At 66.5% G+C, this 23,111-nt stretch carries 23 protein-coding genes; 7 read left to right on the forward strand and 16 right to left on the reverse strand.

Annotation, left to right across the window (positions count from 1 at the left end; all coding sequences use genetic code 11):
• Positions 1 to 30 precede the first annotated feature (30 nt).
• From ACXI0D_RS18105 to ACXI0D_RS18135, 7 genes are all read right to left on the reverse strand, one after another.
• A complete protein-coding gene (locus ACXI0D_RS18105) occupies positions 31 to 321 on the reverse strand; it encodes a RebB family R body protein (RefSeq protein WP_005416648.1) in 291 nt (96 codons plus the stop codon).
• 300 nt (positions 322 to 621) lie between these two features.
• On the reverse strand, positions 622 to 1,920 hold the full coding sequence (locus ACXI0D_RS18110; RefSeq protein WP_479642900.1) for a transporter: 1,299 nt from the start codon (positions 1,918 to 1,920) through the stop codon (positions 622 to 624).
• A 49-nt stretch (positions 1,921 to 1,969) separates the two neighbouring features.
• Complete coding sequence (locus ACXI0D_RS18115) at positions 1,970 to 2,719, reverse strand: hypothetical protein (protein WP_049445064.1); 750 nt, start codon at positions 2,717 to 2,719, stop codon at positions 1,970 to 1,972.
• 13 nt (positions 2,720 to 2,732) lie between these two features.
• Positions 2,733 to 3,437, reverse strand: a complete 705-nt coding sequence (locus ACXI0D_RS18120; RefSeq protein WP_479642901.1) for a C39 family peptidase — start codon at positions 3,435 to 3,437, stop codon at positions 2,733 to 2,735.
• Positions 3,438 to 3,536: 99 nt separating this feature from the next.
• Positions 3,537 to 4,853: an adhesin gene (locus tag ACXI0D_RS18125; protein WP_119006305.1), complete on the reverse strand. Its 1,317-nt coding sequence runs from the start codon at positions 4,851 to 4,853 to the stop codon at positions 3,537 to 3,539.
• A 42-nt stretch (positions 4,854 to 4,895) separates the two neighbouring features.
• The gene (locus ACXI0D_RS18130; RefSeq protein ID WP_430544246.1) at positions 4,896 to 5,465 is read right to left on the reverse strand and encodes a hypothetical protein; all 570 of its coding nucleotides are present in this window, start codon (positions 5,463 to 5,465) and stop codon (positions 4,896 to 4,898) included.
• A 41-nt stretch (positions 5,466 to 5,506) separates the two neighbouring features.
• Positions 5,507 to 6,037 carry a hypothetical protein gene (locus tag ACXI0D_RS18135; protein ID WP_049445071.1) on the reverse strand — a complete coding sequence of 177 codons (531 nt, stop codon included), beginning with the start codon at positions 6,035 to 6,037 and terminating at the stop codon, positions 5,507 to 5,509.
• 396 nt (positions 6,038 to 6,433) lie between these two features.
• Here ACXI0D_RS18135 and ACXI0D_RS18140 point away from each other — a divergent pair, with 396 nt between their 5' ends.
• Complete coding sequence (locus ACXI0D_RS18140) at positions 6,434 to 7,789, forward strand: sigma-54 interaction domain-containing protein (RefSeq protein ID WP_479642902.1); 1,356 nt, start codon at positions 6,434 to 6,436, stop codon at positions 7,787 to 7,789.
• Here ACXI0D_RS18140 and ACXI0D_RS18145 read toward each other — a convergent pair whose 3' ends face one another.
• The 4 genes from ACXI0D_RS18145 to ACXI0D_RS18160 form a co-directional block, all read right to left on the reverse strand.
• On the reverse strand, positions 7,790 to 8,098 hold the full coding sequence (locus ACXI0D_RS18145) for a DUF6958 family protein (protein ID WP_119006302.1): 309 nt from the start codon (positions 8,096 to 8,098) through the stop codon (positions 7,790 to 7,792).
• Positions 8,091 to 8,633, reverse strand: a complete 543-nt coding sequence (locus ACXI0D_RS18150) for a GFA family protein (RefSeq protein WP_479642903.1) — start codon at positions 8,631 to 8,633, stop codon at positions 8,091 to 8,093. Before ACXI0D_RS18150 ends, ACXI0D_RS18145 begins: the two co-directional genes overlap by 8 nt.
• A 62-nt stretch (positions 8,634 to 8,695) precedes the next feature.
• Positions 8,696 to 9,577 carry a TolB family protein gene (locus ACXI0D_RS18155; protein ID WP_479642904.1) on the reverse strand — a complete coding sequence of 294 codons (882 nt, stop codon included), beginning with the start codon at positions 9,575 to 9,577 and terminating at the stop codon, positions 8,696 to 8,698.
• Positions 9,574 to 10,614 carry a hypothetical protein gene (locus ACXI0D_RS18160; RefSeq protein ID WP_479642905.1) on the reverse strand — a complete coding sequence of 347 codons (1,041 nt, stop codon included), beginning with the start codon at positions 10,612 to 10,614 and terminating at the stop codon, positions 9,574 to 9,576. Before ACXI0D_RS18160 ends, ACXI0D_RS18155 begins: the two co-directional genes overlap by 4 nt.
• A 91-nt stretch (positions 10,615 to 10,705) precedes the next feature.
• Here ACXI0D_RS18160 and ACXI0D_RS18165 point away from each other — a divergent pair, with 91 nt between their 5' ends.
• Together ACXI0D_RS18165 and ACXI0D_RS18170 are read left to right on the forward strand one after the other, a co-directional pair.
• Positions 10,706 to 11,632, forward strand: coding sequence for a LysR substrate-binding domain-containing protein (locus ACXI0D_RS18165; protein WP_049445083.1), 927 nt, complete (start codon positions 10,706 to 10,708; stop codon positions 11,630 to 11,632).
• Positions 11,629 to 12,090, forward strand: coding sequence for a helix-turn-helix domain-containing protein (locus ACXI0D_RS18170; RefSeq protein ID WP_119006298.1), 462 nt, complete (start codon positions 11,629 to 11,631; stop codon positions 12,088 to 12,090). Before ACXI0D_RS18165 ends, ACXI0D_RS18170 begins: the two co-directional genes overlap by 4 nt.
• 41 nt (positions 12,091 to 12,131) lie before the next feature.
• Here the strand turns inward: ACXI0D_RS18170 and ACXI0D_RS18175 are convergent, their stop codons facing one another.
• On the reverse strand, positions 12,132 to 14,609 hold the full coding sequence (locus tag ACXI0D_RS18175; protein WP_119006297.1) for an aminotransferase class V-fold PLP-dependent enzyme: 2,478 nt from the start codon (positions 14,607 to 14,609) through the stop codon (positions 12,132 to 12,134).
• Between the two features lie 237 nt (positions 14,610 to 14,846).
• Here ACXI0D_RS18175 and ACXI0D_RS18180 point away from each other — a divergent pair, with 237 nt between their 5' ends.
• Positions 14,847 to 15,272: a VOC family protein gene (locus tag ACXI0D_RS18180; protein ID WP_479642906.1), complete on the forward strand. Its 426-nt coding sequence runs from the start codon at positions 14,847 to 14,849 to the stop codon at positions 15,270 to 15,272.
• Positions 15,269 to 15,499 carry a hypothetical protein gene (locus tag ACXI0D_RS18185; protein WP_119006295.1) on the forward strand — a complete coding sequence of 77 codons (231 nt, stop codon included), beginning with the start codon at positions 15,269 to 15,271 and terminating at the stop codon, positions 15,497 to 15,499. Before ACXI0D_RS18180 ends, ACXI0D_RS18185 begins: the two co-directional genes overlap by 4 nt.
• A 7-nt stretch (positions 15,500 to 15,506) precedes the next feature.
• On the opposite strand, the gene ACXI0D_RS18190 is transcribed toward ACXI0D_RS18185, so the two are convergent.
• Complete coding sequence (locus ACXI0D_RS18190; RefSeq protein ID WP_479642907.1) at positions 15,507 to 16,202, reverse strand: HAD family hydrolase; 696 nt, start codon at positions 16,200 to 16,202, stop codon at positions 15,507 to 15,509.
• A gap of 132 nt (positions 16,203 to 16,334) precedes the next feature.
• On the opposite strand from ACXI0D_RS18190, the gene ACXI0D_RS18195 reads away from it, so the two are divergent.
• Positions 16,335 to 17,240 carry a hypothetical protein gene (locus tag ACXI0D_RS18195; RefSeq protein WP_479642908.1) on the forward strand — a complete coding sequence of 302 codons (906 nt, stop codon included), beginning with the start codon at positions 16,335 to 16,337 and terminating at the stop codon, positions 17,238 to 17,240.
• Between the two features lie 18 nt (positions 17,241 to 17,258).
• On the opposite strand, the gene ACXI0D_RS18200 is transcribed toward ACXI0D_RS18195, so the two are convergent.
• Positions 17,259 to 17,999 carry a DNA/RNA non-specific endonuclease gene (locus ACXI0D_RS18200; protein WP_075678270.1) on the reverse strand — a complete coding sequence of 247 codons (741 nt, stop codon included), beginning with the start codon at positions 17,997 to 17,999 and terminating at the stop codon, positions 17,259 to 17,261.
• 333 nt (positions 18,000 to 18,332) lie between these two features.
• Positions 18,333 to 19,346, reverse strand: coding sequence for a hypothetical protein (locus ACXI0D_RS18205; protein ID WP_479642909.1), 1,014 nt, complete (start codon positions 19,344 to 19,346; stop codon positions 18,333 to 18,335).
• A gap of 160 nt (positions 19,347 to 19,506) precedes the next feature.
• Here ACXI0D_RS18205 and ACXI0D_RS18210 point away from each other — a divergent pair, with 160 nt between their 5' ends.
• Positions 19,507 to 21,081: a S15 peptidase family protein gene (locus tag ACXI0D_RS18210; protein WP_119006291.1), complete on the forward strand. Its 1,575-nt coding sequence runs from the start codon at positions 19,507 to 19,509 to the stop codon at positions 21,079 to 21,081.
• Between the two features lie 154 nt (positions 21,082 to 21,235).
• Here the strand turns inward: ACXI0D_RS18210 and ACXI0D_RS18215 are convergent, their stop codons facing one another.
• Complete coding sequence (locus ACXI0D_RS18215; protein WP_479642910.1) at positions 21,236 to 23,089, reverse strand: hypothetical protein; 1,854 nt, start codon at positions 23,087 to 23,089, stop codon at positions 21,236 to 21,238.
• Positions 23,090 to 23,111: the final 22 nt, after the last annotated feature.

The following is a 23,111-nucleotide window of genomic DNA, read 5'->3' on the forward strand; positions in this document are numbered from 1 at the left end:
GGGTTGGCGGGTCAGCTACGGAACGACGGATCAGGAACCCAGGCCGCGGACGCGGGTGCTGAGGATCTCCTTGCTCGCTACCGCTGTGGTGGCGGTATCGATCGAGTACAGCGTGGCCACGCCCATGGTGGTGGCCGACTGCGCGGTCACGTAGGACTGCTGCTGCGCGTTGGTGGCGTTGTGGGCGGCATTGGCCAGCGCCTGTGCGGTGGCCTGGTAGAGATTGCCCACCGCCACGGCGGGCGCGTCGCCCAGCACCTTGGTGTTGGCCTGGGTGACCGAATCGGTGATCTGGTCGTTTACCGCGGTTGGAAATGCCATGTCCTGCTCCTGCGAAAGGGTGGAAGTGCGTGGTATCCAGTCTCACGGTGCGTTGCCTGCAGCGGCCTGGGCTTCACCGTGGGGCCAGAGTAGGAAATGGCGTCGCCGCCGGATTGGCGGAATCGACGGAGAATGCGGGCGGATCACCGTGAAGGTGCGGCGTGAATACGGCGGAACTGATGATCAACGCCGTCATCGCCAGCGCTGGCGGGTTGCCCGGGAGCACACACAGGGCCTGCACAGGGGTGCCGCGATTGGGCGACGACGGGCAGCGGCCACGTCGTCGCCGGATCGGGCGGGTCAGAGCATGTACGGAATCTTGAATGCCAGGGTGAAGTCCGGTGCATCCGGGGTCAGCCCGATACCGAGCAGGGTGACCAGCGTGGTGTGCTGGTTGAGCGCATAGGTCACGCCCAGATTCAGTGACGCCGCGTTGGCGTCGCTGCCGATCACCTTCATCCACTTGCCGCCCTGGAAACGGGTGGAGGCGCGGGCGCTGATGCGGTCGCTGAAGGACAGGCTGAGGCTGGTGCGCTCGTTGAACGCAAAGGCCACGCCGGCGCCGAAGTAGACCGAGCCGCCCAGCTTCACGTCACCCGGGTTGACCGTGTCGGGGTTGCTGTCGATGTCACTGAAGCCACGCGGGAACGAATGCACGTAGCCCAGGTTGGCGAACAGGATCGCCGGATCGGCGGTCTTGACCATCGACAGGCCCACGTTGGCCTGCCACACGCCATTGCCGGTGGGTTGCTCCTTGGGCACGGCGAAGCGGATGTAGTCATCGTCGTCGCGTTCGATCACCTTCCAGTCCAGGCCGTAAGGTGCGCGCCCGGTGGGAGCGGTCACGCCGGCGGTGAGCACGGTCTCCGGGCGCCAACCGCGCTCGCCGAACAAGCGGTAATTCGCGCTCAGGCCAATATCGCCCAGGCCGTTGCCATTGGTTTCTTCCTGCGCGATCGCGGCCGCCGCACCGCCGGCGCCACCCTTCTGGTAGACGGTGCGCCGCGCCAGGTAGGGCACGTCCAGATTGAGGGTCAGGTTCGGGCTGACGCCCCAGCGGGCGGCCAGATTGTAGGTGAGCGAATCGGATTCGACGTTCTCGATGGCGATGTTGCCGAGGAAGATCGCATCCAGTGCGAGGAAGCCATTGAGGGTGAGCTGCTTGCGGTCGTAACGGGCGTAGGTGAGGCTGTTCTCGACGGTGAAGCGGCGCGAGAACAGCGCCGATTGCTGCTGCTTCACGTCATCCACGCTGCGCCGCGATTCCTGCTTCGCCTGCTGCGCCTCGGCGGCGGTACTGGCGTAGCCCTCGCCACCCGGCGAAGATTGTAGAGTCGAGCCATGCTCGACTGCCGTAGCCGTAGCCGTAGATGGGGCCATCGGGCCAATCTTCCCACTCAGCCGCGCCTGCATGGCCTGCACCTGCATGTCCAGTTCGCGTAGTCGCCGCACTTCCTGTGCGTAGTTGGATTTCAGCTGCTCCAGCTGGTTGGCCAGTGCCTGCACGTCGGCGCCATCGTCCGCCGCGGGTGGCGCGGCGAAGGCGGTGCCCGCCAGCGCCGCCAGCGCCAACGGGGTGATCCTCATCAGGGTGTGCATGTTCGTGTCCTGCGTTGTGGAACGCTTCCCCCAACGCCGTGCCGTGGTGCTACCGGCCCGGCCCCATGCCGCGGTTCATCGCAATCGCCTGGGCCACGTTCTGGCTCAACGGCAGGTTGCCGCCCGCGGTATCCCGCACCAGCTCCAGCCGCAGCTGGTTGCTGGCGATCTGGCCGTCACCGTTCAGGGCGATGCCCTGGCCGACGCTGCCGTTGCGTATCCATTGCTGGACCAGGCCCTGGCCATCCACCTGCAACAGCAGGCGTGCCTGGTTGCCGTCCAGCACCGCAGAGGCCGAGAGGCCTGCATCCTGCGCACTGAGCGAATGCGCACCGTCACCCGACAGGGCCGGCACCGCGCCATTGCGGACCACCAGCGTGGTCGCATTGCGGGCGACGTTGCCATCGCCGGCCACCTGCACGCTCTGCACCAGGCCGCTGGCATTGGCCAGGCCACTGCTGTCGATGTGGCGCCCCTGCGTCTCCGGCAGCGGCGCATCTGCGGCGGTCACGTGCACGCTGGGCTGGAAGCTCAGTTTCGGGCTGCCGCCGCCACGGAAGTCCATGCCCAGGGTCAACGCCCCCTGCAGCACCGTTCCGTTGCCGGCCTGCCACTGCGAGACCATCGTCACCCCGAACCAGGCCACGGTATTGCCGCCCACGGTGTAGCGGCCCCGCATCAGGTTCAGTTCGGGATCCGGGATTTCCTTCAGGCCGCGGCCGGGCGCAGCATCCGCCGCCTGCAGGGGCAGGGCGGGGCACACCAGCAGCAGGACCATCAGCAGGGGGTGGCGGAACATGGCGGAGCCTCCTTCAGAACAGGTCGGCGTGGCTGAAGCCGAAGTCGACCAGTTCGGCATCGGTGATAGGCCCCTGCCGCGCGTACAGCGCGCGCGCACTGGGCCGTTCGCTGGGTTGCAGCAGGACCGTGTTGCGATCGAAATCACTGCCGATCACCACGAATACGGCGCGCGATGGCCACGCAGCGAGGAATTCAGGCAGCGCCAGGCTGCGGTTGCCAAGGATGGGATCAGCCACCTCGACCACGCCGTCGCGTACCTGCTTGAGCACCACGAAGTGGCGAAAGCCGCGCACGTCCATCAGGACAAGACCGGGAACGCGAAGCGTGCGCAGGCGTGCCTCATCGATGCGATAGCCGCGCCCGCGCATGCCCAGCGATTCCACGTAGCGCTTGATGTCGAGCAGCGAAAAGCCGCGCTCGGCCACCAGCGCCGGATCGGAGACCCCCATCATCCCTTCGATCGCCGTAGCCTCGTCGGTATCGAGGTGGTAGGCATGGCGCAGGATGGTCGCCAGGGCCGCGGCACCGCAACTGTAGTCGGTGTGCTGACGCACCACGTTGCGGTAGCGCCGTTCCTGCATGCTTTCCACTTTCTGCTGCAGCAGTGCGCCATTGGGCAGCACGCCGGCGAAACGGACATCGCCCGCCCATGCCAACGCGCTGCCCAGCAACAGCAGGCAGGCCAGCAGGCATATCGAGAGGCGGTAGCGGCTCATCGTGCTCTCCAGCAGCAGGAGGGAGCCCCTGCCCCAAGGGGGAGGAGGGACAGGGGCTCCCGGGAACCCGGCCATTGGCGGACGGCCGGGGTGGTGCGCTTACTCGCCGTTGCCGCCACCACCGCCGGTGCTGGGCTGGGCTACGGCCAGGGCCAGGCTGTTGGCCTGCAGGTTGCCGGTGCCCGCCGCCACGTTCACGCCGATGTTGCCGGAGGCGCCGGAGAAGGCACTGCCGGACAAGGCCGAGGTGTTGGTGGCATCGACGTTCACCCAGCGCGTGGTGCTGACCGTGCCGCTCAGGCTGGCGTACAGATCGGCCACGCCCAGTTCGACGAACTGGCTGGTGCCGCTTTCACGCGTATCGAAGCCCAGGCCGCCCACCCCCGGCCGGTTGGGGTTCATCGTGGCGTTCTGGATCTCGTTGTCCAGGTCGATGTGGCCGGTACTGTTGCCACCCGGATGCGGCAGTGCGCCGTTCCACGTATCCAGGTAGTAGTTGGCCATCTGGTAGGCGTTGCCGGTGCCGCGGTAGGTGCCGGCGCCATAGCCCAGCGTCAGGCCGCTGACGCCGCCATGCATGCCGACCTGCACGGTATCCGTGTAGGACTGCACGAAGCCGGCGTTGCTGACCGTGTTGCCGGTGGAGACCTGGTTGGAACTGATGCTCGACTGCGCCACTGCGGTGGTCGCTACCGAGGCCGCGAGCGCGTTCTTCTGCTCGTTGTTGTTGCCCGAGGCGATGTTCACGCCGATGTTGCCGGACGCACCGCCGAAGGCATTGCCACTGAGACCCGCGGCATTGGTGACGCCGGAGTTCATGGTGGCATTGCCGAAGCCGGCCTGGTTGACGAACACCTCGGCGTCGGCCATGCCGAAGCTGAAGGACGCATCGGCAGCGGACAGCGAGGCGGCGTTGTCCTGGGCGTTGTTGTCGCCCGATACCACGTTGAAGCCCAGGTTGCCGGAGGCACCGGCACCCACGCTGTCACCGATGGACGCACTGTTGGTGACCAGGCTGTTGCTGGTGGCGTTGTTGCTGATCGACTGGCGGTTGTCGATCACCGCGATGGCCGCCGAGTCGAGGTCGATGTCGCCGCTGATGGTGGGGTCACCGGAGAAATTGACGTCGGTGCTGAGGCGCAGGTCCTTCTCCAGGTTCACGTCGACGCCGTGGTTGTTCTTTTCCTTGCGCTCGTCGGCCTGGATGGTGCTGTGCTTCTGCACGTTGACGTTGACGGTGCGGTTGCGTACGTCGTTGTCGGTATGGTTGTGGGTGTCGTTGCGGGTTTCGCTGACGGTGTGGTTGTGGTTGATGTTCGCGTTGGCGTTCTGGTTGTCCCAGCCATTGGCCGCAGCGGCGGTCGAGGCAGTGGCAATCGCCATGGCGAGCATGGTCCGTTTGACGGTCGCTTTCATGGTGCCCTCTCTCTCATCAGTGGTGCATCGGTTGGGTGGTTGTCACGGGCGGTCCTGCACGACCAGGCCCAGCACATTGGCCGTGTCGTTGCCGCTGCCCGCGATCTGATTGAGTTGCAGGACCCCGTCGAATCCCCGCAGCGCCGTGCTGGTGACACCAGCGCTGCGGGTGCCCGTCGCGACGCCGCGACCGGCGTCGTCCCGCCCCCCTGCCAACGCGGAACCCTCGGCGGCCAAGGCCGTATCGTCGGTTTCGCGTATGCCCTGTCGGGCCAGCGTCGCGCTGACGACGTTGAGTGTCGTGTTGGCGATGCCGCTGGCCTGGTTGATGGATGCGATGCCACTGGCGCCTGCCAGCGCGTTGCCGTCGATGACGGCGGTAGCGTGAAGTGGTGCGCTCAGCACGCGGTTGCCGCCCTGCAGTTGCCGGTTGCCGATCGACACGTCGGCACGTTCACCCGTGGCGATGCCACGCAGGTTGGCCTGCAGGTTGAGGTCGCCGGCCGCCTGGTTCACCGCGATGGCGCCGTTTGCACCCGCCAGGGCGTGACCGTCGATGCGGGCCACGTCGAGGTAGGCGAGCATGCCGCTGTAGTCGTCGGCCTGCGCCATCAACGGCGTGGCGAACAGGACCAGCAGCCAACGTACCCGCTTCACTTGCCACCTGCCGGGGCCGGGCCCTGCAACGGGAACTGAGCGAGCGCGCCGCGCACGGTATCGCCGATGCCGCGGGTGCTGTTGCCGACCGCGCCGAGCGGGCCACCCAGGGCGCCACCGAGGCTGCTGCCGACCATGCCGTCACTGCTGCGGCCCAGCGTGCCGCCCAGGGCCTGCTGGGTAACCCGTTCAACCGTCGTGCCACGCGGCGACGCGGCGGTGGCCGCCTGGCCGGCCCCCATGCCGGCATAGTCCTCATCGCTCAGTTCGTCCATGCCGGTCGAGGCGCCACCGGTGCCCAACGCGCTGGCAATCTCGCGCTGTGGTTTCGGGTCGGCGATCAGCGCCATGCCAGGGGGCGCCATGCGATAGGCCGGCCGTGCAGACACGTCCCGCAACAGGACAATCTCGCCCGGTTGTGCCTTCACGCCCTGGCGGGCGCCGGATGCAGCGGCGTCCGCGCCGATCGCCAGCAGGGTCACTGCCAGTGCTGCGGCCAGGCCGCGAAACAGGGTGGTGCCGTCCATGCCGATCTCCCGCGATGGGTGCGGCGGAACCACGCATCAACCGTGCCAACCCCGGAAGGCCTGTGCGGCCTACCGGCAGCTGCTGGACGGAGCAGGGTGCTGCTGCCGGGCTGTTACAGCGGCGTGGGAAAAATGTTGGGATTGCGCAGCGCCAAGCGCCGCAGGGCAAGGCGGGCGCCCGACTGTCGCACCGGTGTTACAGGTGCCGCCGCGGACTGTAACGACGCCGCTTCAGCCAGTGTTTTCTTGACGCGCCGCTCATTGCGCCGCCGTTTAGCGCAGCGCTAGGATCCGCCCAACAAAGGCCGCCGCGGTGGCCGTAGAGGTCCCGGCGGGGGGCGGCACGCCGGAGATTGCCTGACAGTCCGCCGACGGTGTCCGGATGCTGGGGGAAGCATGGCGGCGGTCCCGGAGGCTTCAACGTCACGCTGCGTGCTCTGGTTCGGCGAGCCGCAGGCGAACGAACGCAGTGCGCTGGCGGCTGCGGGCTGGTACGTGCGCCGTATCCATCCCGATCCGGCGATGGCCATCGGCCTGCGCGGGCGTGATCGGCTGCTCGCCGTGCTGGATCTTCGCCATCTGGATATGCCCGCGCTGCAGTTGCTGGCGCCATGGATCGAACAGCACGCGCATCTGCCGTGGCTGGCAGTGCTGCCACCTGGCGCAGGGCCCACGCCGGCGGCCTGGCTGCCCTTGCTGCAGCGCTGCCTTGCGCGGTTCACGCTGCCTTTCGGCCTGCAGGACCTGGTGGCTGCGATGCGCCAGCAGTTCGAAGCGGATGATCCGCCAGCAAATGAGGTGTGCGGCGGGCAGGGGCCGCGCACATTGATCGGCGAGAGTCCTGCGCTGCATGCGGTGCGCACCGTACTGCACAAGTTCGCACCGGTCGAGCTGCCGGTGCTGGTCACCGGCGAGACCGGCACCGGCAAGGAGTTGGCGGCACATGCACTGCATGCGTTGTCCGGCCGTGCAGGCAAGCCGTTCATCGCGGTCAATTGCGGTGCCATCCCCGCGAACCTGGTGCAGTCGGAGCTGTTCGGCCACGAGCGCGGCTCGTTCACCGGCGCCGACAAGCGCCAGATCGGCGTGTTCGAAACCGCACACGGCGGTACGGTATTCCTCGACGAGGTGGGCGACCTGCCGGCGGAGGCGCAGACCAGCCTGCTGCGCGTGCTGCAGGAAGGCACCTTCGAGCGTGTCGGCAGCAGCCAGCCGCTGCGGGCCGACGTGCGTGTACTGGCTGCCACCCACGTAGAACTGGAACATGCGGTGGCGCAGGGGCGGTTCCGCAGTGATCTCTACTATCGGCTCAATGTGCTGCGCCTGCTGATGCCGCCACTGCGCGAGCGCGGTGCCGACGTGCAGCTGCTGGCCGAACACTTCCTGCGCTGCTTCCGGCTACGGCACAGCGTGCGAGCGCGCGGCTTCTCACCGGCGGCGCTGCAGGCGCTGCGTCGATTCAGCTGGCCCGGCAACGTGCGTGAACTGCTCAATCGGGTGCAACGGGCAGCGATCATGGCCGAAGGCGAGCTGATCAGTGAACGTGACCTGGAACTGGGCGAGCCGGCGCAGGCGCTGCCGAGCCCGATGCTGCACGATGCCCGCGGCCAGGCCGAGCGCGATGTGCTGCTGCAGACCCTGCGCCAGACCGGCTACAACGTCTCCGAATGCGCGCGGCAGATGCAGATCTCGCGGGTGACCGTGTATCGGTTGTGCCGCAAGCATCGGCTGGAACTGCCGGCGCAGCGCTGATCAGCCGGCCGCGACGTGCTTGAACAGGCGCAGCGGCGTGCCTGGAATGCGCTCGATCACCCCCTTGGCCTCCAGGTCCAGCTGCACGGCCTTCAACCACCAACCCGCCGTGGCTCCTTGCGGAAACAGCGGTGCGGGCAGGTGCGGCAACAGCGCCTGCTTCGCCTGCGCCACCGTCATCCCGGGAGGTTGCCTGGGCAAGGCGTGGAGCAGGGCCGTGCGCATGGCCATGTACTTGGCACGATCCACGCGCTGGAAGTGGCCGGGCGTGGTGATGCTTTCGATCTCGATCCGTTCGCGCTCAGCCATGGGCATCTCCCGCGACGTCGATGCGTGGGCTGCGGAAGCCCATGGCGATCCAGGCCTTCATCAGCCGGGCATAGAACCGCAGCGACCGGGTCTTCAGGTTCGGCACATCGTCCGGAAGGGCAGACGGATCAGGAAGATCACTGACCATCGTCCGCATCTCTACGGCGGGTCTTTCCGATGCCGGCCACAGCAGGCCATACAGGCTCAGCCAATGGCCACCGCTGAATTCCAGGAAGAGCGGCGTATTGCAGCAGCCCGCCAGGACCCGGCGGCTTCCGCCCATGCTCGATAACCGAAATGCGTGCAGCAGGGATTGCCCCGCCTCGATGCGGACGCGATCCTTGCGCTGCATTACGAAATGCGTCTGGCCCTGTGGCCCCAGCACCTGCGGCGCTCCAGGCATTGACTGCAGCTGGGTGCCGGCCCTGCGGCAGCTGTCGCAGCAGCATTCGACGCTGGCGATGGGGCGACAGGTGATGGCCAGGCGGACCTGGCCGCAGGCGCATGCAAGGGACTGATGGGAGGGCATCTGCATTTTCTCCTTGGGTATTCATCCTCTCGACGAACCGGGGCGCTGGAAATCGACACCACCTGCCTTCAAGGCTGCGTCATCCGGTAGCGGACGCGGTACAGGTCCAGACTGTCACCGCCTGCGCGGCGCGCCGAGTAGGTGAGCGTGTCGCGGCGCGAACCATCCAGCATTGCGCCGTAGCTGTCGCCGCCAGGCTCGTTCATGGGCGAGGGCAATGCATGGCCCGCGTCATAGCGGCCTGCATGCTCGTAGGCGATCAACTGGCGCACCGGGGCACTGCCGAAGTCCAGGGCACGGGCAAACACCACCGTGCGGCCATCGCCGAGGAAGGTGGCATCGAATTCCTGCGCGGTGGTATTGATGCCGCCAGCCAGCGGCCGCGCCCGCTGCGCCACGCCGCCAATCATCGTGGCGCTATAGAGGTCATGACCGCCGGCACCGCCCGCACGATCGCTGGAGAACAACAGTGTGCGACCGTCCGGCGAGAGCATCGGTGCGAACTCGTCGGCCGCACTGTTCACCGCAGGCCCCAGATTCTCCGGTTCCCCAAAGCGGCCGTGGCGTTCCACGCTCACCCGGTACAGATCGTCGCCGCCCTGGCCGCCTGCGCGGTCCGAGCAGAAATACACGACGCGCCCATCTGCGGAAAATGCGGGATCGAAGTCGCGCCCCGGCGTGTTGAACGGCACCGGCGTGGCCGACCGCCAGCGATCACCTTCGCGGTGCGAGATCCAGATGTCATACCCGCCCGGGCCGCCTGGCCGGTTGCGGCTGAACCACAGCGCGGTCTTTCCGTCCGGGCTCAGGGTCAGTCGAATCTCGTCATGCCGTGTGGATGCAATGCCGGGGGCAAAGCGTTCGGCGGGGCCGATGATCTGCAGCCGTTCTGAGGGCGAAACGAGAGACGATGCAGAGACCAGCAGCATCACCGCCAGCAGCGACTTCATGCCTGTCGCTCGAAGTCGCTGACCCAGTTGGTTTCCCAGCTGCGTCCGCCATCGGCCGAGGCCGCCTGTTCCCAGCGCGCCGAACGTGGGGTAATGCGTGACCAGATCACCCGCGTCTGGATCGCCCGTCCGTCGTGCTGGTCCTCGCCGAAGAAGCGGCCGACACCAGCCTCGAAACCACCGCGCAGCGGCGCGCCGATCCGGGTCGGCTCCCGGCCATCCAGCCACCAGCTCAGCCAGTGCTGCTCCGCCACATTCCAGGCGCGGATGCCCATGCCGCGCAGCGGTGCTCCCGGCACGTCCATCAGGTTGTCACCCACGTTACCGAATCCCCCCAGCACCGGCCAGTTGTGCAGGGTGCCATTGAACGCGTCCCACGCATCACTGCCTGCCAGCCGAGCGCGCAGGCGGCGATGGCGCACGTTCCAATGGCCCACCAGGAAATCAAAATCACCCGGTGCATCCGGCCGCTTTGGAAGCGGAGAGGGGGCCGCAGCAGTGCGCCGGAACCAGTTGCGCCAGTTCACTTCCCAGTGCGCGCCGGCATCGTCGGAGAACGCCTGTTCCCACCACGGCTCATCGCCATGGATGTCATGCCAGCGGAACCAGACCTCGATGGGGCGCCCTTTGAAGTCATCGCGACCGCGGAAGCTGCCGCCATCGCCTTCGAAGACGCCGCGCACGGGCGCTTCGATATGGGCAGGGTTGCGACCATCGATCCACCAGATCGACCACAGGGAAGACACCGGATCAAACGCACGCACGCCCAGGCCCCTGTAGGCGCCCGAAGGCAGCGCCATGACGTTGTCATCGATGGTGCCGAGCCCGCCCAGGGTCAGCCAGACCGCGCTGGAGCCGGTGAAGGCTTCCCAGCGGGTATCGCCCACCAGCCGCTCCTTCAGGCGTTGGTGCCGGACCTGCCAGTTGCCCTGCAACCATTTCCAGTCTTCGCTGTGGCTGGCCAGGGCCCATCCGGTGGGCACGGTGCCGGATGCTGCCGCGGCGGCCAGGGTGGCCAGGAACTGCCGTCGATCCATGTGCGTGATCCCATGCCGGAGGTGCCGCCATCGTTGCGGGTAAAAGGGGGATTGACCACGCAGATATCGAGGGTCAGGCTAAGCCACACTTATGGTGACCCAACGCCAGCTGCCATCGCTTGCCGCCATCCGCGCCTTCGAGGCGGCGGCGCGGCTGGGCAGTTTCGCCCGTGCCGCCGAGGAGCTCGACACCAGTGCGGCATCGGTGAGTTACCACGTGCGGCGGCTGGAGGCCCAGACCGGTACCTGCCTGTTCCTGCGCCACGCGCAGCATGTGGAGCTGACGGATGCCGGTGCCAGCGTCGCGCAGGAGGCCACCCGGGCCTTCGACGCGCTTCGTGCCAGTTTCATGCGTGCCGCTGACATGGATGCGACGCGATTGCGCCTGTCCGTATTGCCGACGCTGGGTACCAGCTGGTTGACGCCTCGCCTGGGCAGCTTCCGGGCCCGCCATCGGAACCTCGTGCTGGAACTGGACCTGTCGGCAGAGCCGCAGGACCTGGCCGCCGGGCGTTTCGATGCCGCCATCCGCAATGGGCATGGCGAGTGGCCCGGGCTGCAGGCCACGCCCCTGTTTCCCAGTATTTTCACCCCGTTGTGCGCGCCGGCGCTGCTGCCGGCGGCAGACGGGCTCGGTCGCCGGGCGCTGCGGGTTCCACTGCTCGGCAGGCCCGACTGGTGGGCACTGTGGTTTTCCGCACATGGTGCTGTTCCGCCGCCGTCCAAGGAAAGCTTTGTCACCCCCTTTGCGATGGAGCATCTGGACGTCGGCGCTGCCATTGCCGGGCAGGGCATCGCCATCGGTTCGCCAATCCTGTTCCAGGCCGAACTGGACAGTGGGCGCCTGGTGCAGGCACATCCCGGAGTCGCCAGCGACGGGCGTGGTTTCTGGTTCGTGGCACCGACGGCGCGCAGCCGCAGCACCAAGGTCATTGCATTCGGTGACTGGCTGGGCGAGCAGGCCGCGCAGGCCAGGCATGCGGCGCGACATCATCTGGCGCGCACGGTGACGCCATGAACCAGAGCCCCGAACTGCTGCGACGCCTGCTGCGTGCCAAGGACCGGATGGATCGGGCCAGCCATGAGGAATGGCCGGTCACGCGCCTGGCCGAGGTGAGCGCCGTCTCGCCCGCGCATTTCGCGCGCTCGTTCAAGCAGGCATTCGGCCTGCCACCGCACCGTTACCTGCTCAGCCGCCGCATCGAGCGTGCCGTAGCGCTGCTGCGTGACACCGACCTGCCGGTCACCGAGATCGCCGCGCAGACCGGCTGGCGCAGCCTGGGCACCTTCGGGCGCATCTTCCGTGACATCACCGGCGACAGCCCCGGCAATGTGCGTGAGCGCGAGCGGGCCGGCCAGGCGACGCCGGCCGGCGTGCCGGAATGCCACGCACGTGCCGCGCAGCGACCGGACCTGAACATCGCGGTGCTGGAAAAGCGCCGGCGCGCCGCAGTTGCCAGCGAAGGCGCTGCGTGAGCAACCTGCGTGCTGCGGTTGAGGGAGTTCCTGGCGGAGAATCAGGCTGGCAGGGGGCCGGGAATCAACGTTTCCACCTTCGCCGCTGCTGCGTCCTCGGCCAGGCCCTCCAGCCCGGAAACATCAGCATCCAGCAGGCACCTGGCGAACAGGTAGAAGCAGTAGGCATCGGCGAAATTGGAACCGAGCCCAAATGAAATCCTGACTGCGCCGCAATCTCCCTTCTCAAGGATTTTTTCGTCGAACGCCTTGCAGTCGAGGATCTTTCCGGTCTTGTCCAGTTCGCAGTGTTCGGCGCCTGCTGTGGCGTAGGTCGCCTGCTGCACGGCGCCGAGGTTGCAGAAACAGCCGTTGCGCAGAGTTATACCGAAACGGTCTGCGGCGCGCTTGATGCGTGCGTGCGGCATGATCGAGCCGTAGCAATCGAAGAAGTTCAGCATCAGGGTTGCGCCCCTGAGCGTGGGAGGCGGTCCATAGACCCGGCACAGTGGCCGATCACCCTTGATGCGATGGCGAAGGGATGACAATCGTGCATCCATCCACGCTGCGAGGGCGCTTGAGCGTTGGGCCACCGCTTCCACGCCGCCCATCGCGGCGATGAATTCGAAGCCTCTGGCGATCGCCGGGAATGCCGCGTAATTGGGCGTGCCGACTTCGAAACGCTGGCCGGCGTCGCGGTAGAGCAGGCGGTCGGTGGGCGACCATGGCCCAGAGTAGTAGCACACGCCACCACCGGCGAAGGAGGTCGGCTTGAGCATGTCGAGCGCGGCCCGCCGAGCGAGCAGGCAGCCTGCGCCGGTGGGGTAGCCGAAGATCTTGTAGAAGGACGCTACGACGAAATCGGGACGATGGATCGTGCAGTCCAGCCGCGATTGCGGAACCCAGGCCGCCGCATCGCACAGCACCGATGCCCCCTGCTGCTGTGCCCGCGCGATCCATGCCAGATCATGGCGGACGCCGGTCGCATTGGACTGCGCCGGGAATGCCAGCAGATGCGTTGCACCGGGCTGCAGCCGCTGCAACGCACGTTCCATCAGTGCGTCATGCAGACGCAGGTCATCATCCAGGGGAATGTACTTTACCGTTGCACCCTTCGAGGTGGCGTACTCACGCAAGCCGTGCACCGATGTGTGGTTGTCCTTGGTCAGCAACAGCTGCGAACCCTGCTGGAAGGGGAATGACTCGGCCACCAGCCGGATCGCGCTGCTGGCATTGGCGGTAAAGATGATCTCGTACTCCTCCGGGGTGCATCCGAAGAAGGCGTAGATCTCATCGCAAGCCTTCCGGAAGGCAGCATGGGAGGCCTTCGATCCACTGTGCGGATTGCCGAGAATCGTGCGCTTGAGCGCCTGGTAGTCCTGCTCAAGCAGGCTGTCAGGTGGCAGCGTTCCACCCACATGATCCAGGTACGTCACCTGCTGCTCATCCAGCCGCGCGTACTCACGCTGGCGCATTGCCTCGACCAGGTGCTCGGGATACCCGGGATGGTCGGCGAGGAACTGCGCCTTTGCTTCATGGAAGGCTGCCATGCCCAGCGCGCAGGATGGGGCGGGCGAGCCAGCAGGGCACGGCGGCGAGGGCAGCCGCGAGAGGTTGCGGAACTCGAGCAACGGGCGGAAGTCCGCTGGCGGTACGACCGTTGGCAATGCCGCGCCCGTGGCCCCCGCCACGCCGCGTATCAGCCAGGCCTCCACCCGGTAGCGCTGATCGGGCACCTCCTCATGCAGCGCGTCCAGCATCGCATCGAGGTAGTGTTCCCGGCTGGGGGTATCGCACTGATTGAACTCCTCCAGCAGGATGCAGGCGTTGAAAAGGAACTCGCGGGCGCCTGCTTCGCCAAGCGAGAACACGAGCGGATGCAGCGCGGCGCATGCACCTTCGCCGCGGTCCAGCCCCTCGGTCGCGAAGGCGCGCGTGATGGGGGAGGGATCGGTCAGGCTCAGGGCCGCATCCATCAGTCGCGATGGCATGCCGAAGTGCTTCTGTGACTGCTGGCGAGCCAGTTCAAACAACTGGTTGTAGTGGAACGCCGTCGCGTAGACCCGGCCCCCCGGGCGAAGCACGCGCCGGAACTCACGGGCCACCCGCGCTTTGTCGGGAGGGAACATCAGGCCGAAACCACAGGCGATGATGTCGAAACTGTTGTCCGCGAAGGGCAGCTCGGCCATGTCGACGTCTGAAATCAGTGGAACGTCGCGTTGGAGCTCGGCGCTCAAGACGTTCCGGGCCATATGCACCGCGATCGCCGACAGGTCCGTGGCGACCAGGCGGAGGCCCAGCGGCTTGGCCAGGTCCTGGTACAGCTGGGCCGTTATCACCCCTGTTCCACAGGCGACTTCGAGGATGTCGGTGGCACCGGGTGCTGCACGGGTATCCGCAGCGATTTCCCGCGCCAGCAGTTGTCCGTAGGGGCCGAATATCCGTGGGCTCAGCACGCGCTCATAGAATTCCATGAAGGTGCTGAGTGACCAGTTGCGTTCGGATACCACCTTGCATTGGTGCGGCGAGACATCCTGCATGGCGCGCTCCAGGGAGGTGCAGAGGTGCAGCGGGGCGGGTAAGCGCGGCCGTTATCGCACGCTTGTCGAAACGCCTTGAGTGATTGGCATCACATAATGTGCACTTAATAATTCGAGTAAATGCGCGAGGTCACGCATTCCCACATTCATGAATGTGGTTGGCGTCCAATATCGCAGTTTTGGAGAAGCGCCGCCGCGAGGCGGTTGCTAACGTGGATCCCACCTGAGGGAGGTCCCATGACAAACACTGTGAACACGGTCGGCCTGTATGTGCGCGACCAGGATGAAGCACTCGCGTTCTACGTCGGCACGCTCGGCTTCGAAGTGCACACCGACGTGCGCAATGGCAGCTACCGTTGGCTGACGGTACGCAGCCCCGGCCAGGACGGTTTCCAGCTGGGGCTGTTCGTTCCGGGCCCGCCCACCCACGACGCGGCCACCGCGCAGGTGCTGCAGCAGCTGGTGGCCAAAGGCGCAATGCCGCCATTGGTACTGGCCGTGGACGACTGCCAGGCGCGTTACGCGCAATGGCTGGCGCAGGGCGTGGAGTTCACCCAGGAGCCGGTTGAACGCTTCGGTGCCATCGACGCCGGATTCCGTGACCCGTCCGGCAATGGCTGGAAGATGATCGAAGCCCGCTCAGAAGCGAGGCGCAAGCAATGAGCCGGGGCGGCTGGGCGCGGCCCGTGCATCGCTGGACCTCGATCGTGTTCACCCTGGCGGTGATCGCCAACTTCGCCGCGCGCGGGATGGGGCAGGGTGAGCCTGCGGCGTGGGTCACCTATTCGCCACTGCCGCCGCTGTTCCTGCAGCTGTTTACCGGTCTGTACCTGTTCGTGTTGCACTACACCGGGAAACGCCGCAGCGCCGCACTGGGCGCTGCAGGTTGAGGTCGCCTCAGGCGGCAGCGTCGGCGGCGTAGGCAGCCAGCAATGCTGGCAGCTGCTCCATGCGCTGGAAGATCACTTTCGCACCCGCAGCGCGCAGGGCCTCCGGCGTGCTGTGGTGCGGGCCACCTTCGCTGAAGCCGAACACGGTCGCACCTGCCGCAACGCCGGCGGTCGCACCGGTGACCGTGTCTTCGATCACCGCACAGCGCGTCGGGTCCACGCCCAGCGCAGCGGCGGCGGCCAGATAGACATCCGGGTGAGGCTTGGTGTTCGGCATGTCCTGGCCACTGAAAACGTGGTTGCCGAAGGCATCGAGGATGCCGACCTTGCCCAACTGCAGCTTCACCTTGTGCAGGTCGGCGCCGGACGCACAGGCAATCCGCCCGCCGGTGGCCACGGCAATGGCACGCACGGCCTCGGGTGCCCCCTGGATCGCCTCAAGGTCCTGCTCCAGCGCACGGTTGCGCTGCTGGCGGAATTCCTCCAGCCATTCTTCGGTGAACGGCTTGCCGGTGCGCTCTTCGATCAGCCCGGCCAGATGGGCCACGGACTGGCCCAGGAACACCTCGCCGGCCTGCGCCGGGGTCAGCGGCCAGCCGCGCTCGGTCAGCATTTCCGAGAGCACGCGGGCCACCAGCGGCTCGGAATCGACCAGCACGCCGTCGCAGTCGAACAGCACGGCATCAAAGGGAAAACAGGACATCTACAGCTCCGGGAACAGACAAAGGGACGACGTGCCCGCCATTTTCCCACAGCGGGCCGGGCAGGGCACGCTGGCCACAGGAACGCTAGACTGCCAAGGACACCCCGCCCAGCGCCTGCACGGGAATACGCCTTGAACCGATTGCGATCATTCTTCGGTGCTTACCCCATCCAGTTCGCGATGGCCGCCAAGCTCTACGTGCTCTGCCTGTACCTGCCCGTAGCCCTCCGCCTGATCGCATTCGGGTATCGCCTGGGGCCGCCCGAGGCCTCACGTGAAATCGGCAACGCGGTGGCTGAGCTCGATTTCCGCCTGAGTCTGTTTGCCGGGGCGGCGGTACTGGTGTCGATGCTGCTGTTCGGCCGCCGCGGCGCGCTGCGGATCCGCCACCCGGTGATCGCTTCGATCGCCTTTTTCGGGTTGCTCGTCGTGCTGGATCGCGCCATGCGCATTCCGATGGCGCAGTTGCCGTTTCCAGTCCACAGTGTCGCAGCCATCAGTCTGGTTCCGCTTGCGCATGCACTGCTCCTCACGCTGCTGGCATTGGTGCCAGCGCTGCTGATGCAGCGGCGCATCCGTGCCGAGGGCGAGCACCATCACCTCATCAGTGCCAGCATCGCCGGCGCGGTGACGCTGGTGGCCGGTAGCTGCCTGCTTCCCATCCTGGCGTTGCACTTGCCTGTGGCAATCTCGCCTGGCGAGTTCATCATGCCGGTTTTCGATGGGCCCGCGCAGTTGCAGATTGCCAGCCTGATCCTGCTGGTGGGCTGCGCGCTTGCCACGTTTGCCGGCCTATGGACCGGTGCGCCGTCGCCGGAACCCGCATCGATGGTGCGCACGATGGTGGTGTCGCTGGTCCTGCTTGCCACGTCCCTGCTGATCAGCCTGGCCAGCGTGGCGTACCTGCTGCGAATGCTGTCCGCTGGGGCGCCGACGATAGGTCGCGGGCTTGTCGTTGCCACCGTCGTCGGCGCCGCAGTGCAGTTCCTGCTGGCCAGAGTGCTGGCGTCACGATGGCTGCGCATGCAGGCATCGTGACGTTCTCCCGCCCGTCGCTCAGCTCAGGTCACACCCGGCCGGCTGCGGCCAGGTGGTGGCCGGCAGCATGTTCTTCAGCGAGGCCGGTGCGTTGATCGCCACGTAGCTGGCGCCCAGCAGTTCTTCCAGATCGGCAATGGTCACCAGGTAGTTGTCTAGGCTGCCCAGGTTGGCCTCGTTGGGAATGATCCAGCTGATCGCCTTGGCGGTGCCGGTGTTCGGATCACGGGTGATGATCGTCTTCCAGAAGAATTCCGGCGTGGGAATGCCGTGGCTGGCCAGGAAATAATCGTTGGAGGCATCGCCATAGACCACACCGCCGTAGACGTCCACCGGCGCGATGTCGCGGTAGCACTCGGCCACGTTCTCGGCCTTCACCCAGATGCCCTGGTTGAAGCTGGACACCTGCGGCACGATGTTGGTCATGTAGTTGGCGCGGCGGATGTAGGTCGCGTCGTAGTCCATGTGGTTGGACGTGACCAGATGGCCGCGGTCATAACCGGACTTGATGCTGGCATAGGACGCGGTACTGGTCTGGCCCAGGCAACCGGCCGGCAGGTCCGGGTCCTTGTAGAAGCTGGACGGCCGTGCAGCGGAACCGGTATCGGCGGTGAGCGTGTACTCGTAGCGGGTGGCGCTGTGGATGCTGCAGTCGTAGGTGAGCACGAAGCCGCCCTTGTTGAGGGTGACCACCTGGGCCTGGGCTGCGCCGGCAAAGGCGCTGAGGACGAAGGCAAAGACGAAGCTTGCAAGGCGCATTGCGATTCTCCAGCAAAGGATTCGGGACGCAGCGACCCGCCACGACCAGGCCGGGCCTGTGTCATGTGAAGGCGTTGCGGATACGGGTGATGCGGAGTGCGGTGGGACTGACCGCGATGACAGGGCCATGGAGGCCGTGCGGTGTCGCAAGCGTCACAAGCTGTCGTCTTTTGGTCAATGACGAAAAGACCAAGCTGTGACCGCGCGCAAGCACTGGAGATGTGTCAGACGGAGCAGGGCGTGGCTGACATGCGCACGTGCTAAGCGCCCGACAGGTGTGAAGCGCATACCAGACCACGCATCCTCCGCGGCCCGGTTCTGCAGCGGTTGGCTCTACAAGGAAGCCTCTTGCCCAGCATCAGGCGCCAGGCAGGCGGCCCTGCTTTGCTCGCTCGAGTCCGCAATGACCGCCTCGCTGAAACCGCTGCGGCTCAACCACAGGCGATTCCACCGGTCCAGGGCGTCGCCGTCTCGCGCCCAGCAGGCGAAGCGGGTAATGGTCTCGAGGTTGTCGATGGTCGGGTAGCGCTGCGCGATTTCGTCCAGGCCCTGGCGCATCAGCGGCCAATCGGGCGTCGCCGCGTGGAAGTGATCGGCCGAGTACTCGGTGGCCGACCAATACAGACGTGCGTAGCGCATGGCCCGTTTCTTCTTCGGGGCACTCGCCATCGAGCGCCGTGCGAAGGCTTCCATCTTCTGTGCGCTGCCACCCCAGGCCGGCGTGAAGTGCTGCATGGCAATGAAGTGCAGTGGCTCGTAGTCGGGGAAGGCCTTGGCGGCACGGTCGACGAGCTTCAGTAGTTCTTCGTCATCCGCGCTTTCGCGCAGCGCGATCAGTACGCTCATCTCGTGCCAGAACGGGTCGCCACCGGCAATGCCCTCATGCGATTGCAGGTAGGCCTGCGAAACGGCGTTGTACTCATGGAACTGGGCCCAGTCTTCGGCCTTGACGGTATTGGCGTATCCGTTGCCACGGTAGCTCCAGCCCAGGTTGAGCGGAATCCGTGCGGTCACCAGGTGGGCCGCCGGAGACTTTGGAGCGTGCTGAACCCAGCGCGCCGTCCAAGCCGACCAGTGGTTCCAGGCCTCCACCTCCTGCCGCGTCGTGCCGATTGCACGCGACATGCAGATGTAGAAGCGGCCCAGCCGGGATTCGCCGGCGGCGTCGAGCTCACCCGTGCGGAAGCGCGCGGCCATCGCGTCAAGGGCCGCAAAGTCGTCGTTGGACATCAACTGCGCGATTTCGCTGCAGTCATCCGTGACGTCGGGGTCCTGGGCCGCCACGGTTGAAGGGGCGAACAGACTGGCCACGCTCAAGAGCGTGCCGACGAAGTGCGTCCTGCGCATCGGGGGGCATCCTTGCTTTGATGGGAGTCTGCGGTAGTCCCGCAGTGCCGCGAAGCATACCAAGGAGCGCTTTGCGTCATGCTGCGTCGCAAGGTGCTACCCACCATTCGCACTGGTACGGTCCAACCCGTTGCACCACCACCGACGGGGAGAGACAACGATGCGCAAGGTTCTGCTGCTGTTGATCCTGCTGACCGGGCTGGCGCCCACCGCCTGGGCAGCCACGGTCAAGACCACCCATCGCACCATCCCAAGCTGGGATGGCACGCCCCTCGGGGCCTTCGTCATCGAACCGCAGGATGCCGGCAGTGGCCGCTATCCGCTGCTGGTGATGCCCAGCAGCTGGGCGGTGCCCAGCGTGGAATACGTGGGGGTGGCACAGTCGCTGGCGCAGCGCGGCTATGTGGTCATCAGCTACAGCTCGCGCGGCTTCTGGGAATCGGGTGGCAGCATCGACATCGCCGGGCCCGCCACGGTCGAGGATGTCAGCGCGCTGATCGACTGGGCGCTGGACAACACCCGCGCCGACCCGGCAAGGATCGGTGTCTCGGGCATCTCCTACGGTGCCGGTACCAGCCTGCTGGCGGCGGCGCGCGACCCACGCATCAAGGCCGTTGCCGCACTGAGCGGCTGGGCCGACCTGCAGGCGTCGCTGTACAGCCATGACACGCCCAGCGCGCAGGGCATCGCCCTGCTGGTGGCAGCGGGCCTGGCCACCGGCCGCCCCGGCGCGGAGCTGGCCACAATCAACCGCAACGTGCTGGTCGGCAATTACCAGGGGGCGGTGGACTCGCTGCTGCCGGTGGCGGCGCAGCGCAGCCCGGCCAGCAGCCTTGACGAGATCAACGTCAACCAGCCGGCGGTGTTCCTTGCCAATGCCTTCAATGACAGCCTGTTCCCGCCGGGCCAGCTGGTCGATTTCTTCAACCGCCTGAAGGGGCCCAAGCAGCTGCAGCTGCGCCATGGCGACCATGCCCTCAACGAGGCCTTCGGTGCGCTTGGCATTCCCAATGAGGTCTATGCCGCCGTGGGCGACTGGTTCGACCACTACCTGAAGGGCGTGGCCAATGGCATCGACCGCCAGGCAGCGGTGCAGCTGAAGTCGCAGAAAGGCAGCTGGAGCCGCTATGCGGACTGGCAGGCCACCAATGCGGGTGCTGTCAGCTACGGGCTGACCGCGCCAACCGGGCTGCTGCTGCCCACCGGCGGGCTGGCGGAGAACGGTGGCGGCACCGGCTGGAATTACCGGATCGGCAGCGGCCTGCTGACCGCCGCCAATTCCGGTGTGGCGATGGCGTCCGGCGCGCTGCAGATGTTCAACCTGCCGCCCGGCGCCTATGTGCCCTTCGTTGGCCGTAGCGCCGCAGGCGTCTGGCAGGGCCCGATCCAGTGGAGCGCCAAACGCCTGGACGGTGCGCCGGAAGTGCGCCTGACGGTCACGCCCAGCCGCGCCAACACCACGCTGTATGCCTACCTGTACGCCGAGGATGTGCTGGGCAATGGCCAGCTGATCAGCCACAAGCCGTACACCCTTCGCGGGGCCACGCCCGGCCAACCGAAAACGATCGATCTTCGCCTGGAAGCGAGCAGCTGGAACCTTCCGGCCGGCAGCCGGCTGACCCTGGTGGTCGATACCGTGGACCTGCGCTATGCGGGCATCAGCCAGCTGGGCGGTGCGGTGACCTTCAGCTCGCCGGCCAACGCGCCTTCAGTGCTGACGGTGCCGCTGCATTAATGTGGCGCCGCGCCCGTTGCGGCGGGCGCGGCACGACAGACCACGCGCAATTCCCAGCAGCTGACCGACTGGCGCTGGAGGCATGGATCCGCGAGGGAAGGGGGCCGATCAAGCCCGATGGAAACCCGCGCCCCCGCGCAGCGGTGACTGAAGATCACTCGCCCTGCGGCAACAACACCCGGATCATCTCGTGCTGCCTGGTCAGATTCGCCCGTTGCACGAAACCCTGGATGATCGAGGCCGCCACCTTGCGCTGGTTGTCCATGTCCAGCAACGGTGCGATGGCCTGCCCGGAACCCTCGGGGCTGTCACGGAACGGGCAACCGACCGGGCCAGCAGTGGTGAACGTCAGGATCGCCTTGGCCACGCGCGCCGACGGCGAACGCGGCGCATCGAAGATCACCAGTGTTCGCTCGTAACTGATACCCGTCGCACGTACGGTCGAGTGCAGGGAATCCTCGATGGTCATGTCCGCGCCGAGGTCCTGGGCAAGCGCAATGAGGCAGTTGGCCGCCGTCGCATTGCGCAACGTCGCAGGGTCGGTGCGGATGATCATCGCGCAGTCGACGCCGGAGATCGGCACCTGGGTGACATCCAGGTACGGGTTCTGTGCCAGCGTCCCGATCAACGCCAGATCGTCGCTGTAGCCACAGGATGCGGCAGATGTACCCAGGCGTTGCAGCAGCGTTGCGACCCGATGCGCACCCCACTGCCGCCCGTGCAGCAGGCGCTGCGTGTGGTTGGCCGACAGGGCACCGTGATCGAATCCCGAGGATGACGCCTGCATGCGCGCCTTGACCTCACGCATGCAGGCATCGACCTGCTGCATGCAGTTCTTGTCATCGGTGAACACCGGCGCCGCCGAGATGCCATCGATCACCCGGCCGAACGTCGCCAGGTCGCCCTGCTGGTCGCGGTACCAGTCGTGAATGCGCTGCACATTGCGGCGACGTTTCTCCAGCTTGTCCGCACCCGGCCAGCCAGGATAGGCGGCGATCTCGCACAGCATGGTCAGGCCTTCCCACAGGTGGTACTCCATGCTGGGCAGGGGCAGCCGCCAGCGCTCTTCCGAGCCGGCATCCTCGGCAATCACCAGATGGTTGCGGATGATGTCCGACCACACTGTCACGGCCTCCACGGTATCGCGGCGCGGCGTGGTCACATCGATCAGTTCCATCAAGATCGGCCGCGGCGTCACCGGGTCGTCGCCAGCAGGCGCCTTCGGATCCTTCACCCATCGCGCGTGCCAGGTGTAGCCCATGCGATGCAGCACGAAGGGCTTGATGCCGTCGTTGAGGATGATGCCTGGCGGCGGCGGAGGGGTAGGCGGCGGCTGCACGGGCTGCGGCACCGGCGGCTGCGGAGGGGGCAGCACGGACGGGCTTGTCACCGGCGTGGCGGTGCCGATGCCCTTCAGCGGCTCGCTGGTGAACAGATGCAGGCCCGCGCGGTCACGCTCGTACACCTTCCGGAACGTCTGCGGAGTGTCACAGGTCACCAGGCACTGCTCGCCGGGCGGCACATGGATGTCCACCGATGCAAGGTCCACCACCTGGCCGGCCAACGGATTCTGGTTGGGCGGGAAGACGCTGATCTCCAGCGCGATGTTGAGGCCGGCACCCTGCATCACGTCGATCACGATGTCTTCAACACCGCCGTGCAGGGCATCCTGTGCCGGGATCGGGATCCAGGGGTTGATCACCACCTGCGTATCCCAGTCGGACCTGCCGAAATCGAACAGCGTCGGTGGCGGGTCGGCCGGGCGTTCAAGCAGTGCGTCCAGCGCGTTGCCGCCCTTGACGTAGAAGAACATCAACGGCTCACCGGGCTTCAGGCTGTAGTCGCGCCGTACCTTGCTGGACAGGCTGCGCAGCTGGTCCTTGATGTCCGACAGTGCCTTGACCACGACCGTGCGAACGTCGGGATACGCCTGCGCGTTGTTGATCTGCGCGGTGAGCTGCTTGCTGATGTAGCGCCGGGCCTCGCGCTCGGGCGTGCTCTCTTTCATGGTGGGGCCTCACTGGGGTTGC

Source organism: Stenotrophomonas sp. C9D9 (assembly GCF_056491205.1).

Bases quoted from the DNA above. Each gene is read 5' to 3' on its own strand.
- ACXI0D_RS18150 (WP_479642903.1), bottom strand. From the start codon at position 8,633: ATGCAGATGCCCTCCCATCAGTCCCTTGCATGCGCCTGCGGCCAGGTC.
- ACXI0D_RS18210 (WP_119006291.1), top strand. From the start codon at position 19,507: ATGCGCAAGGTTCTGCTGCTGTTGATCCTGCTGACCGGGCTGGCGCCC.
- ACXI0D_RS18120 (WP_479642901.1), bottom strand. From the start codon at position 3,437: ATGAGCCGCTACCGCCTCTCGATATGCCTGCTGGCCTGCCTGCTGTTG.
- ACXI0D_RS18205 (WP_479642909.1), bottom strand. From the start codon at position 19,346: ATGCGCAGGACGCACTTCGTCGGCACGCTCTTGAGCGTGGCCAGTCTG.
- ACXI0D_RS18155 (WP_479642904.1), bottom strand. From the start codon at position 9,577: ATGAAGTCGCTGCTGGCGGTGATGCTGCTGGTCTCTGCATCGTCTCTC.
- ACXI0D_RS18215 (WP_479642910.1), bottom strand. From the start codon at position 23,089: ATGAAAGAGAGCACGCCCGAGCGCGAGGCCCGGCGCTACATCAGCAAG.
- ACXI0D_RS18190 (WP_479642907.1), bottom strand. From the start codon at position 16,202: ATGTCCTGTTTTCCCTTTGATGCCGTGCTGTTCGACTGCGACGGCGTG.
- ACXI0D_RS18170 (WP_119006298.1), top strand. From the start codon at position 11,629: ATGAACCAGAGCCCCGAACTGCTGCGACGCCTGCTGCGTGCCAAGGAC.
- ACXI0D_RS18175 (WP_119006297.1), bottom strand. From the start codon at position 14,609: ATGCAGGATGTCTCGCCGCACCAATGCAAGGTGGTATCCGAACGCAAC.
- ACXI0D_RS18135 (WP_049445071.1), bottom strand. From the start codon at position 6,037: ATGGACGGCACCACCCTGTTTCGCGGCCTGGCCGCAGCACTGGCAGTG.
- ACXI0D_RS18160 (WP_479642905.1), bottom strand. From the start codon at position 10,614: ATGGATCGACGGCAGTTCCTGGCCACCCTGGCCGCCGCGGCAGCATCC.
- ACXI0D_RS18200 (WP_075678270.1), bottom strand. From the start codon at position 17,999: ATGCGCCTTGCAAGCTTCGTCTTTGCCTTCGTCCTCAGCGCCTTTGCC.
- ACXI0D_RS18115 (WP_049445064.1), bottom strand. From the start codon at position 2,719: ATGTTCCGCCACCCCCTGCTGATGGTCCTGCTGCTGGTGTGCCCCGCC.
- ACXI0D_RS18110 (WP_479642900.1), bottom strand. From the start codon at position 1,920: ATGCACACCCTGATGAGGATCACCCCGTTGGCGCTGGCGGCGCTGGCG.
- ACXI0D_RS18140 (WP_479642902.1), top strand. From the start codon at position 6,434: ATGGCGGCGGTCCCGGAGGCTTCAACGTCACGCTGCGTGCTCTGGTTC.
- ACXI0D_RS18130 (WP_430544246.1), bottom strand. From the start codon at position 5,465: ATGGCGCAGGCCGACGACTACAGCGGCATGCTCGCCTACCTCGACGTG.
- ACXI0D_RS18180 (WP_479642906.1), top strand. From the start codon at position 14,847: ATGACAAACACTGTGAACACGGTCGGCCTGTATGTGCGCGACCAGGAT.
- ACXI0D_RS18105 (WP_005416648.1), bottom strand. From the start codon at position 321: ATGGCATTTCCAACCGCGGTAAACGACCAGATCACCGATTCGGTCACC.
- ACXI0D_RS18165 (WP_049445083.1), top strand. From the start codon at position 10,706: ATGGTGACCCAACGCCAGCTGCCATCGCTTGCCGCCATCCGCGCCTTC.
- ACXI0D_RS18145 (WP_119006302.1), bottom strand. From the start codon at position 8,098: ATGGCTGAGCGCGAACGGATCGAGATCGAAAGCATCACCACGCCCGGC.
- ACXI0D_RS18125 (WP_119006305.1), bottom strand. From the start codon at position 4,853: ATGAAAGCGACCGTCAAACGGACCATGCTCGCCATGGCGATTGCCACT.
- ACXI0D_RS18185 (WP_119006295.1), top strand. From the start codon at position 15,269: ATGAGCCGGGGCGGCTGGGCGCGGCCCGTGCATCGCTGGACCTCGATC.